The 14,873-nt window shown below is 70.7% G+C and carries 15 protein-coding genes; 2 read left to right on the top strand and 13 right to left on the bottom strand.

Features of this window, described 5'->3' with window-relative positions; genetic code table 11:
- Position 1: 1 nt before the first annotated feature.
- The 3 genes from ABD793_RS16025 to ABD793_RS16035 form a co-directional block, all read right to left on the bottom strand.
- Positions 2-1,090, bottom strand: coding sequence for a polyamine ABC transporter substrate-binding protein (locus ABD793_RS16025; protein WP_344860550.1), 1,089 nt, complete (start codon positions 1,088-1,090; stop codon positions 2-4).
- Positions 1,087-2,262 carry an ABC transporter ATP-binding protein gene (locus ABD793_RS16030; RefSeq protein WP_344860552.1) on the bottom strand — a complete coding sequence of 392 codons (1,176 nt, stop codon included), beginning with the start codon at positions 2,260-2,262 and terminating at the stop codon, positions 1,087-1,089. Before ABD793_RS16030 ends, ABD793_RS16025 begins: the two co-directional genes overlap by 4 nt.
- A gap of 301 nt (positions 2,263-2,563) precedes the next feature.
- Positions 2,564-3,463 (bottom strand): DMT family transporter, encoded by a 900-nt coding sequence (locus ABD793_RS16035; RefSeq protein WP_344860554.1) that lies wholly within the window; start codon positions 3,461-3,463, stop codon positions 2,564-2,566.
- A gap of 39 nt (positions 3,464-3,502) precedes the next feature.
- Between ABD793_RS16035 and ABD793_RS16040 the strand changes: the two genes are divergently transcribed.
- Positions 3,503-4,042, top strand: coding sequence for a MarR family winged helix-turn-helix transcriptional regulator (locus ABD793_RS16040; protein WP_344860556.1), 540 nt, complete (start codon positions 3,503-3,505; stop codon positions 4,040-4,042).
- 8 nt (positions 4,043-4,050) lie between these two features.
- Here the strand turns inward: ABD793_RS16040 and ABD793_RS16045 are convergent, their stop codons facing one another.
- The 4 genes from ABD793_RS16045 to ABD793_RS16060 all read right to left on the bottom strand — a co-directional run bounded on the left by ABD793_RS16045 (position 4,051) and on the right by ABD793_RS16060 (position 7,560).
- Positions 4,051-4,800 carry an amino acid ABC transporter ATP-binding protein gene (locus tag ABD793_RS16045; protein ID WP_344860558.1) on the bottom strand — a complete coding sequence of 250 codons (750 nt, stop codon included), beginning with the start codon at positions 4,798-4,800 and terminating at the stop codon, positions 4,051-4,053.
- Positions 4,797-5,627: an amino acid ABC transporter permease gene (locus ABD793_RS16050; protein ID WP_344860559.1), complete on the bottom strand. Its 831-nt coding sequence runs from the start codon at positions 5,625-5,627 to the stop codon at positions 4,797-4,799. Before ABD793_RS16050 ends, ABD793_RS16045 begins: the two co-directional genes overlap by 4 nt.
- The gene (locus ABD793_RS16055) at positions 5,624-6,511 is read right to left on the bottom strand and encodes an ABC transporter substrate-binding protein (RefSeq protein ID WP_344860562.1); all 888 of its coding nucleotides are present in this window, start codon (positions 6,509-6,511) and stop codon (positions 5,624-5,626) included. The genes ABD793_RS16050 and ABD793_RS16055 overlap by 4 nt, the downstream gene beginning before the upstream one ends.
- 86 nt (positions 6,512-6,597) lie before the next feature.
- Entirely contained in the window at positions 6,598-7,560 is a 963-nt protein-coding gene (locus ABD793_RS16060; RefSeq protein ID WP_344860563.1) for an NAD-dependent epimerase/dehydratase family protein, read from the bottom strand.
- A gap of 216 nt (positions 7,561-7,776) precedes the next feature.
- Here ABD793_RS16060 and ABD793_RS16065 point away from each other — a divergent pair, with 216 nt between their 5' ends.
- The gene (locus ABD793_RS16065) at positions 7,777-8,487 is read left to right on the top strand and encodes a TetR/AcrR family transcriptional regulator (protein ID WP_344860565.1); all 711 of its coding nucleotides are present in this window, start codon (positions 7,777-7,779) and stop codon (positions 8,485-8,487) included.
- Between the two features lie 18 nt (positions 8,488-8,505).
- Here the strand turns inward: ABD793_RS16065 and ABD793_RS16070 are convergent, their stop codons facing one another.
- The 6 genes from ABD793_RS16070 to ABD793_RS16095 all read right to left on the bottom strand — a co-directional run bounded on the left by ABD793_RS16070 (position 8,506) and on the right by ABD793_RS16095 (position 14,873).
- Positions 8,506-10,449, bottom strand: a complete 1,944-nt coding sequence (locus ABD793_RS16070) for a YhgE/Pip family protein (RefSeq protein WP_344860568.1) — start codon at positions 10,447-10,449, stop codon at positions 8,506-8,508.
- The gene (locus ABD793_RS16075; RefSeq protein ID WP_344860570.1) at positions 10,446-11,093 is read right to left on the bottom strand and encodes an ATP-binding cassette domain-containing protein; all 648 of its coding nucleotides are present in this window, start codon (positions 11,091-11,093) and stop codon (positions 10,446-10,448) included. The genes ABD793_RS16070 and ABD793_RS16075 overlap by 4 nt, the downstream gene beginning before the upstream one ends.
- A 115-nt stretch (positions 11,094-11,208) precedes the next feature.
- Positions 11,209-12,213: an AraC family transcriptional regulator gene (locus tag ABD793_RS16080; protein WP_344860573.1), complete on the bottom strand. Its 1,005-nt coding sequence runs from the start codon at positions 12,211-12,213 to the stop codon at positions 11,209-11,211.
- A 274-nt stretch (positions 12,214-12,487) separates the two neighbouring features.
- Positions 12,488-13,552, bottom strand: coding sequence for a 3,4-dihydroxy-2-butanone-4-phosphate synthase (ribB, locus tag ABD793_RS16085; protein ID WP_344860575.1), 1,065 nt, complete (start codon positions 13,550-13,552; stop codon positions 12,488-12,490).
- On the bottom strand, positions 13,549-14,046 hold the full coding sequence (locus tag ABD793_RS16090; protein ID WP_344860578.1) for a flavin reductase family protein: 498 nt from the start codon (positions 14,044-14,046) through the stop codon (positions 13,549-13,551). Before ABD793_RS16090 ends, ribB begins: the two co-directional genes overlap by 4 nt.
- A complete protein-coding gene (locus tag ABD793_RS16095) occupies positions 14,046-14,873 on the bottom strand; it encodes an alpha/beta fold hydrolase (RefSeq protein WP_344860581.1) in 828 nt (275 codons plus the stop codon). The genes ABD793_RS16090 and ABD793_RS16095 overlap by 1 nt, the downstream gene beginning before the upstream one ends.

Below are 14,873 nucleotides of genomic sequence, written 5' to 3' on the forward strand. Positions count from 1 at the left end.
CTCAGGCGAGCGCCTGCAATTGCGTCTGGATGTCCTGGTACACGGTGATCGTGTCCGGGTTGACCACGAACGTCGTGAGCTTGGTCAGGTCCACCCCCGCGCCGCCGAAGATGAGATCCGCGTCGGCCGTTCCGGCAGGCAGCTTCCCGCGCAGCCCGGCGAGCGCGGTCGGGTACCCGAGGAACTTGGTGTCGGTCACCTGCGCCTCGGGCGTCAGCTGGCGGGAGAGGAACTGGTACACGGTGTCCAGATGCGGCGCGTCCTTGGGGATCGCGTAGCTGTCGACCCACAGTTCACTCGTCGGGCCGGGAACGACCCACTTCAGCTTCGGGTTCTGCGCGATCGCCCGCCGCGCACCGGACTGGTTGTGTGCGGCGAGCACGACCGCACCGCTTGCGAGCTGGTCCACGTCGAACCCGGAGAACTGCGGCTTGACCTTCGGCACCCAGCCGGCGAGCCGGTCGCCCGCCGCCTTGATCACGGACTGGTCGGTGGTGTTCCAGTCCTTTCCGTCCGCCCACAGCGCAATGCCGACCGTTTCCCAGCCGGACTCGCCGAGCCGGACCCGGCCCTTCACCGCGGGCCGCTGCGCGGCTTCCAGGAAGTCCTGCCAGGTACGGATTTCCCCGCCGACGGCCGCCGGATCGTAGATCACCCCGTAGACGCCCCAGTCCTTGGGGATGGAGTACTGGTTGCCGGGGTCGTAGTCGCGGTTGAGCAACGCGGGGTCGAGCGCGGACAGGTTCAGCCTGCCGTGGTCGATCTTCTGGATCAGCCCGCGGTCCGCGTACTGCCGGATCCACCCCGAGGACGGCACGACGAGGTCGAATCCGCTGCCCGCCGAACTGTTCAGCTTGGCGAACAACGTGTCGTTCGAGTCGTAGGTGGTGATCTTCGGCGTCACACCGGACGACTTCGCGAAAGCGTCGAGGTTCGCCTGCGCGAAGTAGTCCGCCCAGCTGTAGATCGCCAATCCGGCGCTCGTGCTGCTGCCGGAGGAGCAGGCGGCGAGCAGACCGGTCAGCGCAGCACCGCCGGCGGCGCCGAGGAACCGCCTGCGGGACAACGAGGGGCTGGCGGCGGGGATCATCGGGGCGCTCCGTTCGACAGTTCGGCACTCGGCCGGGGATAAACCTGCGCGGCGGCGGGCGGCCACCGCACCCGGACCGGATCGCCTGCCGCAAGCGGGGCGGGCGAGCCGTGCCGGGCGCGCAACGCGGTGAACACCGTGCCACCCGGAGTTTCCGCGGTGATCCGTTCGTCCGGGCCCACCGCGATGATTTCGGTGACCCGCGCCTGCGGCCCGGCGCCGGACGTCTCGGCGGGTCCTCCGGCGGGTTCGAGGGTGACGCGTTCCGGCCGGACGGCGAGCACGACCGCGGAACCCGGTTCGATCGGGCCGTGCACCTGCTCGGCGGTGAACTCCCCGACGTCGGCCGCCACCGTGACCGACGATCCGGTGACCCGTTCCGCACGGCCCGGCACGAAGTTCTGCGCGCCGACGAACCGGGCCGTCCACAGCGTCGCGGGGAAGTCGTAGACCTCGGCCGGGGCACCCTGCTGTTCGACCCGGCCCTCGTTGAGCACCACGATCCGGTCGGCGAGCGCGAACGCCTCGTCCTGGTCATGCGTGATGTGCACGAAGCTGGTGCCCAGCTCCCGGTTGATCCGCCGCAGTTCGGTCTGCACCTCGTCGCGCAGCTTCCGGTCCAGCGCGCCGAGCGGCTCGTCGAGCAACAGCACCCCGGGCTGCCGGGCGAGCGCCCGCGCGAGCGCCACCCGCTGCTGCTGGCCACCGGACAGCTGCGCGGGCCTACGGCCGGCCAGCCCCGGCAACCGGACCAGGTCCAGCAAATCGGACACCGCCGCACGCCGCTGCGCTGCCTTGACTCCGCGCATCCTGAGGCCGTAGGCGATGTTGTCCGCAACGCTCAGATGCGGGAAGAGCGCGTAGTTCTGGAAGACGGTGTTGACATCCCGGTGCTGCGCGGGCAGCTGGGTGACCTCTTGCCCGCCGATCAGCACCTGGCCGCGGTCGGGTTGTTCGAACCCGCCCAGCACGCGCATCGCGGTGGTCTTGCCGCTGCCGCTGGGACCGACGACCACCACGAACTCCCCCGCCGCGACGCCGAGGCTCACCCCGTCCAGCGCGACCACGTCCCGGTAGGCCTTGGTGACCGACACCAGCTCCGCGGACCTGCCGCGCCGCGCTCCGTCCACAACGGACCCAGCAGTCCCGGACGAGGACGCTCCGGACGACATTGAGGGCAGCCTCTCGGCAGAGTCGGTGCCCGGCACGATCGGCGTCATTTCGCGGGGCGTTCACGCCGTACGCTACGTCCGGCAGCGGGCCGCCACAACGACTCCCGCGATCCGGGACGGCGGCTCCGGTGCGGCCGGGAGCACAGAGTCCCGACCTCGGCACATCGGCATGACAAGTACAAAAGCGCTCCCGAACTGCGCGCATCCGAAGGGTGCGCATCCGCCTACCCGTCGCCACCCTACGCCATGGTGGCGCGGCCACGACGAGCATCCGGACCGCACCACGGCGCAGGCCGCAACGTCATCGCAGGGCCGAGCTTCCCGCCCGCACCGCGGTGAACCGGCGCACGAGCCGGGTGGCAACCGGCTGTCCCAGCAGGAGACCGGCCAGCACCCCCGCGATGCCGCAGATCTGCCGTCCGCCGAGGGTGTCACCGGCCAGCAGCGTGCCGAGCAGCACCCCGGTGACCGGGTTCAGCAGCCCGATCAGACCGACGGAGGCGGCGGGCAGATGCGCCAGCCCGCCGAACCACGCACCGAAAGCCACCGCGGTCGCGACCACCGCGACGTAGCCGAACCCGGCCAGCGCCGCACCGTCGAGCGCAGGCGGCGCGCCCTCGAACACGAATGCGGGCGGCACCAGGATGAGCGCACCCGCGATCAGCTGCCAGGACGTCGAGGCGAGGACATCCACCTGCCCCGCCCATCGTTTCGAGAGGAGGTAGCCCAGCGAGGAAAGCACCATGGCGCTCACCGACGCCAGCACCCCCACCGCGTCGACCCGTACGGTCGCGGTCAGCAGCATCAGGCACGCACCGCCGATCCCGATCACCGCACCGCTCAGCGCCGCGAAGCTCGGCCGCTCCGCGACCACCGGCCAGGCCAGCAGCATCAGCACCACCGGCGAGGTGGCCATCACCATCGCCGCCATACTCGTCGGAAGCCGTTGCGCGGCAAGGTAGATCAGGGTGAAGAACGCGCTGGTGTTCAGCGCGCCGAGCAGCAGCGACTTCCACCACCACGACCCGCGTGGCCGCCGTCTGCGCACCGCCAGGAGCAACAGCCCGGCAGGCAATGCCCGCAAGACCGCGCCCCACAGCGGGATCCCCTCCGGCAGCTGCTCATGGGTGACGAAGTAGTTCGTCCCCCACGCGATCGGCGCGACGGCGGTGATCAGGCTCCATCGCAAAGTAGCTTCCATGGAAGCTACAGTAGCTTACCAGGAAGCTACTATGGAAGGGTGACCGAACCGCTTGACCACGTCGCCCGCATCCAGGCCGAATGGGCCAGGGAACGCCCCGACCTCGACGTCTCCCCGCAGGGCGTCATCGGCCGCCTGCACCGGGTCGCCGCGCTGCTGACCGACCGGCTCTGCGTCGTCTACCACCGGCACGGGCTCAGCGAAGGCGAGTTCGACGTGCTGGCCGCGCTGCGCAGGGCGGGTGATCCGTTCGAACGTGCACCGGGGGAACTGGCGTCCTTCACCATGGTCACCACCGGGGCCATGACCAAGCGGCTGGACCGGCTCGAACGCGCGGGGCTGCTCGCCCGCCGTCCCAGCGCCAGCGACGGCCGCGGCCGGGTCGTCGCCCTCACCCCGGCCGGACGCGACCTGATCGACGAGGCGTTCGCCGACCACATGCGCAACGAACGCCGGTTGCTCAACGACCTGGCCGCGGCCGAGGCGGACCGGCTGCAGGACCTGCTCACCGCCTGGCTGGCCCGTCTCGAACCACCCCGCGCGCCCCGCGGTTCGGCTGCCCCGCAAGACTTTTCCTGATATCCGGGTCAGAGCCGCCCGGCGGCGACGATGCGCGCGAGGAACTGCTGCGTGCGCGCGTGTGCCGGCTCGGTGAACAGCTGCTCCGGCGGCCCGGATTCCAGGAGTCTGCCCGCATCGAGGAAACAGACCCGATCGGCGATCCGGCGCGCGAAGCCCATCTCGTGCGTGGCCATCAGGATCGTGCGGCCCTGCCCGGCCAGTTCGCGGACCAGGGTGAGCACCTCGCCGACCAGTTCCGGGTCCAGTGCGCTGGTGATCTCGTCGAGCAGCAGCAGCCGCGGGTCATACGCCAGCGCGCGCACGATCGCGACCCGCTGTTGCTGGCCACCGGAAAGCCGGTCCGGGTAGGCGGACGCCCGGTCCGCGAGACCGACCCGGTCGAGCAGGGCGAGTGCCGTGCGCTCCGCCTCCTCCCGCGGGCGGCCGTGCACGACGCGCGGCGCCAAGGCCACGTTGTCCAGCACGCACAGGTGCGGGAACAGGTTGAACGCCTGGAAGACGACCCCCATCCGGCGCCGCACGAGGTCCGCGTCCACCCGCGGATCGGACACGTCCTCGCCCTCCAGCAGGATCTGCCCGTCGTCGATCTCCTCCTGCAGGTTCACACACCGCAACAGGGTGGACTTGCCGGAGCCCGAAGCGCCGATCAGCACGACCACCTCGTGCTCGGCGACCTCGAGGTCGATCCCGTCCAGCACGGTGTCCGGACCGTACCGTTTGACCAGCCCGGACACCCGCAGCACCGGTTCACTCATCGGGCGCCCTCCCGCGTCGCCAGCCTGCGGCCCGCGGCATCGGCCAGCCGCGCGCACGGCACGGCGAGCACCACGAACAGCAGACCGGCCACCACGTACGGCGTGAAATCGTAGAACCGGGCCACGTCGATCTGGGCGGCCCGCACCGCGTCCACCGCGCCGAGCACGGAGATCAGCCCGCAGTCCTTCTGCAACGCCACGAAATCGTTCAGCAACGGTGGCAGCACCCGCCGCACCGCCTGTGGCAGCACCACGATCCGCATGGTCTTGGCGTGCGTCAGCCCGATCGAGCGCGCCGCCGCGAGCTGGGACGGGTGCACCGAGTCGATACCGGCCCGCAGTACCTCCGCGACGTAAGCCGCGTAGACCAGCACCAGCGCGATGCCGCCGAGCAGCACCGGATCGTTCGGGATCCCGGTGAGCCGCAGGCCCGGCAGGCCGAACCCGACCAGGTACAGGCAGATGATCAGCGGCAGGCCGCGGAAGAGGTCCACATACCCGGTCGCCACCGCGCGCAACGGGAACCACACCGGACCACGCAGCGTGCGCAGTGCGGCGATGCCCACCCCGAGCAGCAGGATCGCGACCTCGCACACCACCAGCACCCGCACGTTCAGCCACAGTCCACTCAGGACGTCCGGCAACGACGACAGCGCCGAGCCCGGATCGAAGAAGGAGTCCCGCACCCGTGGCCAGCCGGGTGCCGAGGTGACGGTGAACCACGCCACCAGCGCGAACACCAGCGTGGAACACAGTGCGACCGCGGTCGACCTCCGGGAACGGGAACGCTTGTAGGCCAACCGTTCCCGCTGGAGATCGCTCGTCATTTCAGCTCCGGTGCACGACCGGCGCGGGCCAGCCACTCGTCGGTCAGCTTCGCGAGCGTGCCGTCCCCGCGCAGCTTCTGCACTGCCGCCGAAACGCAGGCGGTGAGCGGACTGTCCTTGTCGAGCACGGCGCCGAACTGCTCCGGCTTGCCCGAGGCGGGCAGCTGGCCGACGATCACCGAATCCGGCACCTGGGCGGCCCCGGTGATCTCGAAGGCGGTCGGCAGGTCCACCACGAGCGCCTGGATCTGGCCGGTCGCGAGCGCCTGTTTCGCATCGTCGTTGTTGTTGTACACGGAAATCTGTTCGGTCGGGTCGATCGTCTGCCGCGTCGCGTCGTAACTGGTGGTGCCGACTTGCGCACCGAGCTTCGCCCCGCGCAACTGCGCGAGCGTCGTGGCTGCGGCGACCGGCGAGGACTTGGTGGCGACGACGGCCTGTGCCACTTCGTAGTAGGGCGCGGAGAAGTCCACTGCCTTGCGCCGCTCGTCGGTGATGGAGAACTCGTTGAGGTCGGCGTCGTAGGTCTTCGCCCCCGGCTGGATCGCGGCGCTGAACGGCACCCGCACCCAGGACACCTGATCGCGCTGGTAGCCCAGTGCACCGGCGACCGCGTAGGCGACGGCCGATTCGAAGCCCTTGCCGTTGGCGGGCTGGTTCCCGGAGAACCACGGCTGGTAGACGGGTTCGTCGGTACCGAAGGTGAACGAGCCCGGCTTCAGCGTCTTCAGCCCGGCCGGGGCGCAGGAGCCCTGCCCGGCGGTGAGCGATCCGGACGGCGGTGCACCGGCGGTACTTCCTTCGTCCACCGGTGCACACGCCAGCAGGCCGAGGGAACAGCTCACGGCCACCGCGAACGTGACCGAGCGGAATCGAAACGACATTCCGGCATCATGCCGTCTCGCGCACCGCTTCCGGCGCTGTCCGGACCAAGTGCCCACGATGCGGGACGCCACGTTCAACGGCTGGTTCAGACCCGCGACGCCGGCCGGCCGCGGTACCACTCGATGGTCTGCCGCAGGCCGTCCGCCAGCGGCGTCGGCTTCCGGCCGAACTTCTCTTCGAACGGCGTGGACACCATGTTCTGCGGGATCGTGTGCTGGTAGAACATTTCCGCGTACTCGCGCATGAAGGTCTCGTCGTACGGCCCGGCAGGCTCGGCCCGCGCCAGCACTTCGACGGCCACCGGGCGGCCGTTGAGCTCACCGGCCAGTTCGTGCACCCGGGCGGTGCTCACCGCCGCCGCGGCGGGCAGGTGCCAGGACCGGCCGAGCGTGGACTCGTCGCCGGTGGTCCCGAGATCGACCAGTCCGGCGGCGACGTCGGGCAGGTACGAATACGTGTGCGGCAGCGAGATGTCCCCGAACCCGATCGCGGTCCCGCCGGTGAGCAGGGCCGGGAAGAACGTCGCACCCAAGGTCGAATTGAGCACCCGCGGACCGTAGAAGTCGGCCGCGCGGCCCAGGACGACCTTCGCACGGCCGGCCTCGTGCGCCTCGAGGTACCTCTCGTCCAGCTCGGCCCGCATCCGCCCCTTCCGGCTCGTCGCGGCCCACGGGGTGTTTTCGGTGATCGCCTCGCCATCGGCCTCGCCGTAGGGATAGAGCGTGTCCAGCACCACCAGCCGCGCGCCGGCCCGCTGCACACCGGCCAGGATCGCGCGCCCGATACCCGGCATCTCGGTAACCGCAAGGTGATACGGCACGTTCACCGCGTGGTAGACCGCCGCGGCCCCGTCGACGGCGGCGATTGCCTGCTCGGCCGACGAAAGATCGGCCACCCCGGTCTCGACACCGGCGGGTGCCCCGTCGATCGGGCTCCGGCTGACCTGGCGTACGCGCAGCCCACGCGAGACGAGCTCGTCGACGAGCGTCGCTCCGCCCGCTCCCGCACCGAGAACCACGTGCAACGGGGAATCCTGGTTGTTCGACATGTTCGGGTTCTTCCTGTTCTTCGGGTTGCGGCCGTCGGCTGGGCGGCCGGACGTGGCGGCCGGCATTGACCCGGCGAGCCGGCCGCGGTCGACCCGCGCAGATCGATACCGGTGAAGACGACCGGGTGCCGGTTTCCGCGGCCGCGACCCCGACGGTAACGAGCACACTCCGTGTTTGGCAGTGTTAGATTTACCTAACACCGCTACGCTGTCCGCATGACGTTGCCGCTTCGCGAACGCCGCCGGGCTGCCGCGACCCGTGAGATCCTCGACGCGGCGCGCGAGCACATCGCCGAGCACGGTCCGGCCGGGCTGTCGCTGCGCGCGGTCGCCCGCAGTCTCGGAATGACGGTCCAGGCCCTCTACCACTACTTCCCGAGCCGCGACGAGCTGGTCACCGCCTTGATCACGGAGGGCTACCACGATCTGGCGGACGCCGTGCAGGCCTCCCTCGACGACGCGGCGGACCCTGGGCGGCTGCCCCGGTTCGTCGTAGCCGCGGAGGGGTTCCGGGCATGGGCGATCGAGAACCTGGCCCGGTTCCAGCTGCTCTACGGGACTCCGCTGCCGCACTACCGCGCGCCGGCAGACGGCCGCACCACCGACGGCGCCCGCCGCTTCGGTGCCGTCTTCATCCGCGAACTGTTCGACGGCTGCACCGACGACCAGCTGTCCCGCGCCGATTTCCCGAAGCTGACCCGCGAACTGCACGCCCGTTTCGAGGCACTCCCGCAAGAGTCGATGGGTGGGCTGCCGCCCTCAGCCGTCGCGATGTTCATCAGCGCCTGGGGACACCTGCACGGTCTCGTGGTGCTGGAAGCCTTCGGCCACACTTCTTTCGTCGGCCCCGCGCAGGCGGAGATATTCCGGAACGCCATGCGGAACCTGCTTGCCGACGTACACCGCCGGATCCCGCCGCCGAAATGACCCTTGCCGCCGGTTCGTTCAGAGCTCGACGTCCGGGTGCAGCCGCGCGATCGTCCAGACGCGTTGCCGTCGGACCGCGAGGGTGGTGAGGGCGAGGAACAGTGCGGCGAAACCGGCGAGCACGGCGAAATCCCGGACCAGGTTCGAGGTGAGCCCGCCGGAAATGGTGACCCGCAGGCCGTCGATCAGGTAGGTCATCGGCAGGATCGGGTTGAGCACCTGGAAAAAGCCCGGTGTCGTCGGCATCGGATACAGACCGCCGGACGAAGTCAGCTGCAGGATGAGCAGGACGAGCGACAGCGCGTCCCCGGGCGCCCCGAGCGTGGTACGCAGGCAATGGTCGATCGCGACGAAACTCGCCGCGCCGAGGGCGAGCAGCGCCACGGTCAGTCCGGCGTGCACGGGATCGAGCCCCAGCCCCACGTCGACCACGCCGTAGAGCACCATCGCACCGGCGACGCCCAGTGCGGCGCCGGGTAACCATCCGGCCACCGCCACGCTCATCGCGTTGACCCGCCCGGCCAGCGCGCGCAGATTCACCGGACGCAGCAGCAGATAGGCGAACAGGCCGAACACCCACAGCGCGATGCCGAAGAAGAAGGGGGCGAGCCCGCGCCCGTAAACCCCCGCGGGATTCAGGTTGTGCCGAGCTATCTGGACCGGGGACCCGAGTACGTCGGCGGCCTTGGCGACCTGAGCCGGATCGGTCGGCGGGATCTGGTCCAGTCCTTGGTCGACGACCCGGGAGAGGTCTTCGGCGCCACTGGTGGCTTGGTCGGCCGCGGTGTGCAGGGTGCCGGAACCTTGCTGGAGTGTGCCGAGACCGTTGGTGACGGTGCCGGCGCCGTCGGCGATGCTGTGCGCGCCCGAATCGATCAGCCGGACCGGTGTGGCCGAATCGAGCACCTGCCGCTGGATGTCGCCGATGCCGCCCTGGATGTCCTTCGCGGACCGCAATGCCTGCCCCGCGTTGGCCGCGCCGGCCGCGGCCTGCCCGTCAACCTGACCCGCGAGCCCGTCCAGCCGGCCCGCGTCGTCGAGCGCACGCTGGAACAGGCGATCCCCGCGCAGCTCCGGATGCGCGTCGGCGAGCTGGGTCAGGTCGGCCACCCCGCGTGAGGTCTGCTGTTTGACCTGACCGGTCGCGTCGTGCAGCGTGTTCAGGCCCTGCGCCGCGAGACTCGCCGTGGTCACCAATGCCGCGGCCGCACCGGGAAGCTGGTCGGCGGTCGCTTTCGTGAGCTTCCTGCTGATCCCGTCGAGCTGTGCGGTCGCCTGTGAGATCTGCTGCGCGCCATCGGTGATCTGCCCCGCGCCGTCGTGCAGCGTGCCGGTGGCGGATTCGAGCGTGGCGCTGCCCTGCTGGGCGACCTGCGTCGCACCGACCAGCCGGTGCGCACCGTCGGAGGCGGTGGTGAGCTTGTCGCGGACGGTGGAGAGTTCGCCGTAGATCCCGCGCACGTACGCGGCGTGTGCCGCCGAGTTGACCTGGTCCTGCAGTTCGGGCTGCACGACCTCGGTCATGATCCCGGCGATGTAGTTGTTCGCGTCGTTGAGCTCGATGGAGATCCCGGCCCGCCGGGGGTCGGGATCCGTGGCACTGGCCAGTTTCCCGCTGAAATCGGGGGGAATCGTGATCGTGAAGAAGTAGCTGCCGTGCTCGAGCCCGTCCTTGGCCTGCGCGGCGTCCACGAAGTGCCAGTCGAACTTCCGCGCGGCTTTGAGCTGCTGCACCAGCTGGGCCCCGGCGTCGACGCGCTGCCCCTGCTTCGCCTGCGCCGGACGGTCCTGGTTGACCACCGCGACCGGGACACTGTCCAGTTTGCCGTAGGGATCCCAGTTCGCCCACAGGTACATCGCGCCGTACAGCAGCGGAACCAGGATCAACAGCACCGGGACGAATTTGCGCACCGGACCGCGGAACCTGCGCAGTTCCAGCCAGGCCAATCGGATCGCGGTCATGGGCTCGCCTCTGTTCCGCTGTCGGTGGTGGCCGGGGGAAGTTCACCCGCGCTGTGGCGGGGCAGTTCCACCACGACCGGATCGGCCACCGGCCAAGCGGGCTCCGTCGTGCCCGCCAGTACCGTGCAGCCGGTGCCGCGCACGCGTTCCAACGCTTCCCACACCACCAGCCGTTGATCGAGTGTGCAGCCGCGTTCGACATCGTCCACGACGAGCGCGCCGGGGTACTCCGCCAGGGTGAGACCGACCGCGAGCAGCAGTGCCGTCGGTGGTTCGAGATCCTCGACGAGCGCGCGCTCCGGTGGCTCGACCCCGACCACCTCCAGGGCTGCGCGGATCTGCCGCTGCGCCAGTCGCCCGATCCACCGACGTTCCGCGATCACCTCGGCCACCCGCAGGCGGCCTTCCCAGTCCACCGCGGGCTCGGCGCGCGCCACTCCGACCACCTTGCGCACCCTGTGCGCCGCACCGGGCAGGGTGTGCCCGCCGACCCGGATGGCGCCCGAAACGAACCGCATCCGACCGGCCAGCGCCAGCAGCAACGCGGTGCGCCCGGACCCGCCGTGGCCCTGTACGACCAGCAGCCCGCCCGGGGGCACCTCGAGATCCACGTTCTCGAACACCGCCCCGCGCGGACCCCGCACCGTCACACCACGAGCGACAACATCAACGGTCTCCACCCCCGCGACCCTAGGTCAGCTCCGCCCCCCATGCAGACGCAGTAACCCGTTCACCAGCGGATTCGGGATGCGCTCGGCCTCACTGACGCAGGGTTCTCGAGGGCGTCTCGCCGTAACGCTGCTTGTACGAGGTCGCGAATCGCCCGGCGTGGCCGAATCCCCAGCGGCGCGCGACCGCCGACACGGTGTCGTTTTCGGGATCGGCGTTCACGAGGTCTTCGCGGGCTCGCGCCATGCGCACTTTGCGGGCGTAGGCGGTCGGGGAAACGCCGATGTGCCGTTCGAAGCCGCTCTCCAGCGCACGCAGGCTGAGATGGGCGATCCGGGCGGCGTCCGCGGCCGTGCGCAGCTGCATCGGATCGTGCTCCACGGCGTCGATCACCCGGCGGATCGCTCGCGGCATCCGGGCGTGGGCGTCCTCTTCGGCCAGCAGTTCCGAGTAGTTGTGCGGGAACGCGACCAGCATTGCCGAGCGCAGCAGCGCACCCAGCCGGGCCGCGATCACCGGGTGCAGCTGCGGCATGGTGCTCGACTCACCCAGCGTGCCCTGCACGTTCTGCAGGATCTGCCCGAATTCGCGCCCTGGCCCGGTGCGGAGATCGAGCGATTCACCGAACACGATCGGGCTCTCGACGCGCCGCCCGGTGATCGCCGCGAGATCGTCCTCCAGATCGGCGCGCCCGACCCGCACCGACATGAGCGTGTCGCTCCAGTCGGCGAACCGCCACGGCTCGTCCGGATTGAGCACAGCCGCCGTCGTCGCCGAGACCGTCGAGGCTCGAGCACCGGAACTGGTCAGGATCGCGCCGCGAGGGGCGAGGCACAGGCAGTAGAACGTCGAGGGAGGAGGCACGTCGATCGTCACGTCGGTGCGGAACTTGCTGAAACCCGCCGTCAGCTGCGGCGAACCCAGCAGCTGGAAATCGAAGGTGAACCGGCCCTTTTCCCGCACGTGCAGGTCGTGCGGCGCGTAGACGCTGCTGAGGATGTGCTGCGCTTCCTGAGGATCATGGCTGCGCCACTGACCGTGCGCGGCGGCCTCGTCCCCGGTCGAAACGGCGCGTGCAACACTGCTCGACGCCATCAGCTCTGCCCTTTCTCTGCCTCACTGGTGAAGAGCGGCATCGCCCGCGGGCCCCGATGCCCCGATGCCCCGATGCGGAAAGTGTGCCGCACCTCGTGCTCCCGAGCCATCCATTCCGCCGCAGGGGTCGGGTGCTGCGCGGTTGGCGAACCCCGTTGGCCACCTCCAGCCTCGATGCTCCCACCACTCAACCAGCAGCGGGCTCGGATCGGATATCCACCTTTCGCCTCGAACTGGCCACCGATCGCCGAATCGTCGCCGGGAAGCGACCGGGTCAGTACGCCGCCAGGACGGTCAAGTCCGGCCGCGCGAGCCTGGCGGACGTCGTCGGCCCGGGGAGCAGCCGTACGGCGCGGTGCCCGAGGTCGGCGAGGACCGCACCGGCGGCGCCGTCGTCGGCGGAGGTCCAGGTGTGCGTGGCGGACTGGGTGCTCGGGCGGCGCAGGTAGACCAGCACTCCGCCTTCGCGGGCGACGACCGCCACGGACTCGGTGCACCGCCGGGCGCAATCGCAGTCCAGCGAGCCGAAAACGTCGCCGGTCACGCACTCCGCGTGCACCGCGACGACCGGCCGGGTCGCCGGCCCGTGCCCGACTAGCGCGACGTGTTCGGCCCCGGTCACCTCGTCGAGGTAGCCGACCGCGTCGAGCCTGCCGTGTTCGGTCGGCAGCCGGGTGGTGGCCGCGCGGGTGACCCTGGCCCGCTCGCCGTCGCCGAACCGCAGCCGGTGGTCGATGAGCTGGGCGATGTGCAGGACGGGCAGGTCACACCGGGCGGCGAGCAGCGCGGCATCCGCACCGCCGGCCATCCCGGTGCCCTCGCCGACCAGCTCGGCGATCAGCGCGACCGGGGGCAGCCCGGCGAGCCGGCACAGGTCCACGCCGGCCTCGGTGTGCCCCGGCCTGGCGAGCACCCCGCCCGCGCGGGCCCGCAGCGGGAGCAGGTGCCCCGGCCGGGCGAGGTCCGCGGGACCGCTGGCCGGGTCGGCGAGGATCCGCGCGGTTCGTGCCCGGTCCGTGGCGCTGATGCCGGTGGTCACGCCGTGGGCCGCATCGACCGCGACGGTGAACGCCGTGCCGTGCGGGTCCTGGTTGTCACGCACCATCGGGTCCAGTGCGAGAGCGTCGGCGCGCGCGGCAGGCAGCGGCACACAGAGCAGCCCCGACGTGTGACGGACGGTCCATGCGGTCCACCGCGGCTCGGCGAGCGCCGCCGGGAGAACGACGTCGTACTCGTTCTCCCGGCCGGCGTCGTCGGCGACGAGGACAGGGCTCCCGGCGCGGAGAGCGGCCACGGCGGGGCCGATCCGGTCGGCCGGAATCGCGGACCGGACGCTCACCGGGCCACCAACGGGGAGAGCGAGTGGAAGCGGCTCTCGTGGAAGACCAGCGGTGCGACGTCGTCATGGGTCTGCAGCGCCTCGACCCGCAGCAGCACCAGATCGTGATCCCCGGCGGCCACGGTCTCGTGGATCGAGCAGTCCAGCCACGTCGCCGCGTCGAGCAGCAGCACCGCGCCCTCGTCCGTCGCGGTGTAGCCGATGCCCGCGAAGCGGTCCCCGGTCTTCGCCGCGATCTGCCTGCAGGCCCGGTCGTGGACCGAACCGAGCATCGACAGCCCCAGCCGCGGCCGGTCGGCCAGCAGTGGCCACGTCGCGGAGGTGTGCTGCACGCACACCGCCACCAAGGGCGGGGCCATCGAGACCGAGACGAACGAACTGGCGACGATGCCGACCGGAGCGTTTTCGCGCAGTGCGCAAACCGCGGTCACCCCGCTGGGGAAGGTGCCGTAGGCCCGCCGCACTGCGCCGGTCTCGGCGGGATCGGGAACCATCACCGGGTGCCCGCCACGAACTCGTGGATCAGGGAACCGAGCTGCGCCGGGACCTCGAACTGCACCAGATGCCCGCAACCGGCGAACAAGTGCAGATCGGCTCGGGACAGGTGCTCTGCCAGGAAGCAGCTCGCGGCAGGGGAAATCGTCGCGTCGTCCTTGCCGTGTACCACCAGAACCTGGTGGGCGATGGCGGCGAGCACCGATTCGTCGTAGGTGGGCGCGGGCTCTCCTGCCGCCATCGCGGCCTCGAACGATCGCCGGACTTCGGACCTGGCCGCCACGGCGAATCGCTCGCGGACGTACTCGTCGGTGCCGGGAACATCGCGGCGCGAGAACTGCGCGCGCACCATGGCACGCATCCCCGCCTCGCTCGGATCCTGGTAGAAGCCGGTCAGTCTCTGCAGCTTGGCCTTGACCGGAGTGCCACCGGCGGCGACCAGGACGACCCGGCCGATCCGCTCGGGGACACAGCGGATCAGCTCCAGCGCCACCCGGGCGCCGTAGGAGTGCCCGACCACGTGGACGCGCTCCAGCCCGAGCTCGTCCAGCAACCGGCGCACGCCTTCGACGCGCCGTGCGAACCACGGCCCGGGTCCGGCAGCCACGGTCTCCGGGTGGCTGCTGCGCCCGAATCCGACCAGGTCGGGCAGGAGGCACCGGTACGCGCCGAGTCCGGGCAGCAGCGGCCGGAAGCTCAGCGCTCCGGTCGCGCCCGGCCCGGTCCCGTGCAGCAGCAGGAGCGGTTCCCCGTTGCCGTCGCCTGCCGTCGCGAGGTGCGTCGTGTCCGCGCCGGTGCTCAGTTCCTCTGTCCTTATCGGACTCAT

It is taken from the genome of Amycolatopsis ultiminotia (assembly GCF_039536925.1).
GTDB classification, from domain to species: domain Bacteria; phylum Actinomycetota; class Actinomycetes; order Mycobacteriales; family Pseudonocardiaceae; genus Amycolatopsis; species Amycolatopsis ultiminotia.

What these genes read in the sequence shown, in the direction of transcription:
- ABD793_RS16095 (WP_344860581.1), bottom strand. Translation starts at nt 14,873, where the DNA reads ATGAGTCCGATAAGGACAGAGGAACTGAGCACCGGCGCGGACACGACG.
- ABD793_RS16055 (WP_344860562.1), bottom strand. Translation starts at nt 6,511, where the DNA reads ATGTCGTTTCGATTCCGCTCGGTCACGTTCGCGGTGGCCGTGAGCTGT.
- ABD793_RS16090 (WP_344860578.1), bottom strand. Translation starts at nt 14,046, where the DNA reads ATGGTTCCCGATCCCGCCGAGACCGGCGCAGTGCGGCGGGCCTACGGC.
- ABD793_RS16060 (WP_344860563.1), bottom strand. Translation starts at nt 7,560, where the DNA reads ATGTCGAACAACCAGGATTCCCCGTTGCACGTGGTTCTCGGTGCGGGA.
- ABD793_RS16080 (WP_344860573.1), bottom strand. Translation starts at nt 12,213, where the DNA reads ATGGCGTCGAGCAGTGTTGCACGCGCCGTTTCGACCGGGGACGAGGCC.
- ABD793_RS16035 (WP_344860554.1), bottom strand. Translation starts at nt 3,463, where the DNA reads ATGGAAGCTACTTTGCGATGGAGCCTGATCACCGCCGTCGCGCCGATC.
- ABD793_RS16045 (WP_344860558.1), bottom strand. Translation starts at nt 4,800, where the DNA reads ATGAGTGAACCGGTGCTGCGGGTGTCCGGGCTGGTCAAACGGTACGGT.
- ABD793_RS16070 (WP_344860568.1), bottom strand. Translation starts at nt 10,449, where the DNA reads ATGACCGCGATCCGATTGGCCTGGCTGGAACTGCGCAGGTTCCGCGGT.
- ABD793_RS16065 (WP_344860565.1), top strand. Translation starts at nt 7,777, where the DNA reads ATGACGTTGCCGCTTCGCGAACGCCGCCGGGCTGCCGCGACCCGTGAG.
- ABD793_RS16030 (WP_344860552.1), bottom strand. Translation starts at nt 2,262, where the DNA reads ATGTCGTCCGGAGCGTCCTCGTCCGGGACTGCTGGGTCCGTTGTGGAC.
- ABD793_RS16050 (WP_344860559.1), bottom strand. Translation starts at nt 5,627, where the DNA reads ATGACGAGCGATCTCCAGCGGGAACGGTTGGCCTACAAGCGTTCCCGT.
- ABD793_RS16025 (WP_344860550.1), bottom strand. Translation starts at nt 1,090, where the DNA reads ATGATCCCCGCCGCCAGCCCCTCGTTGTCCCGCAGGCGGTTCCTCGGC.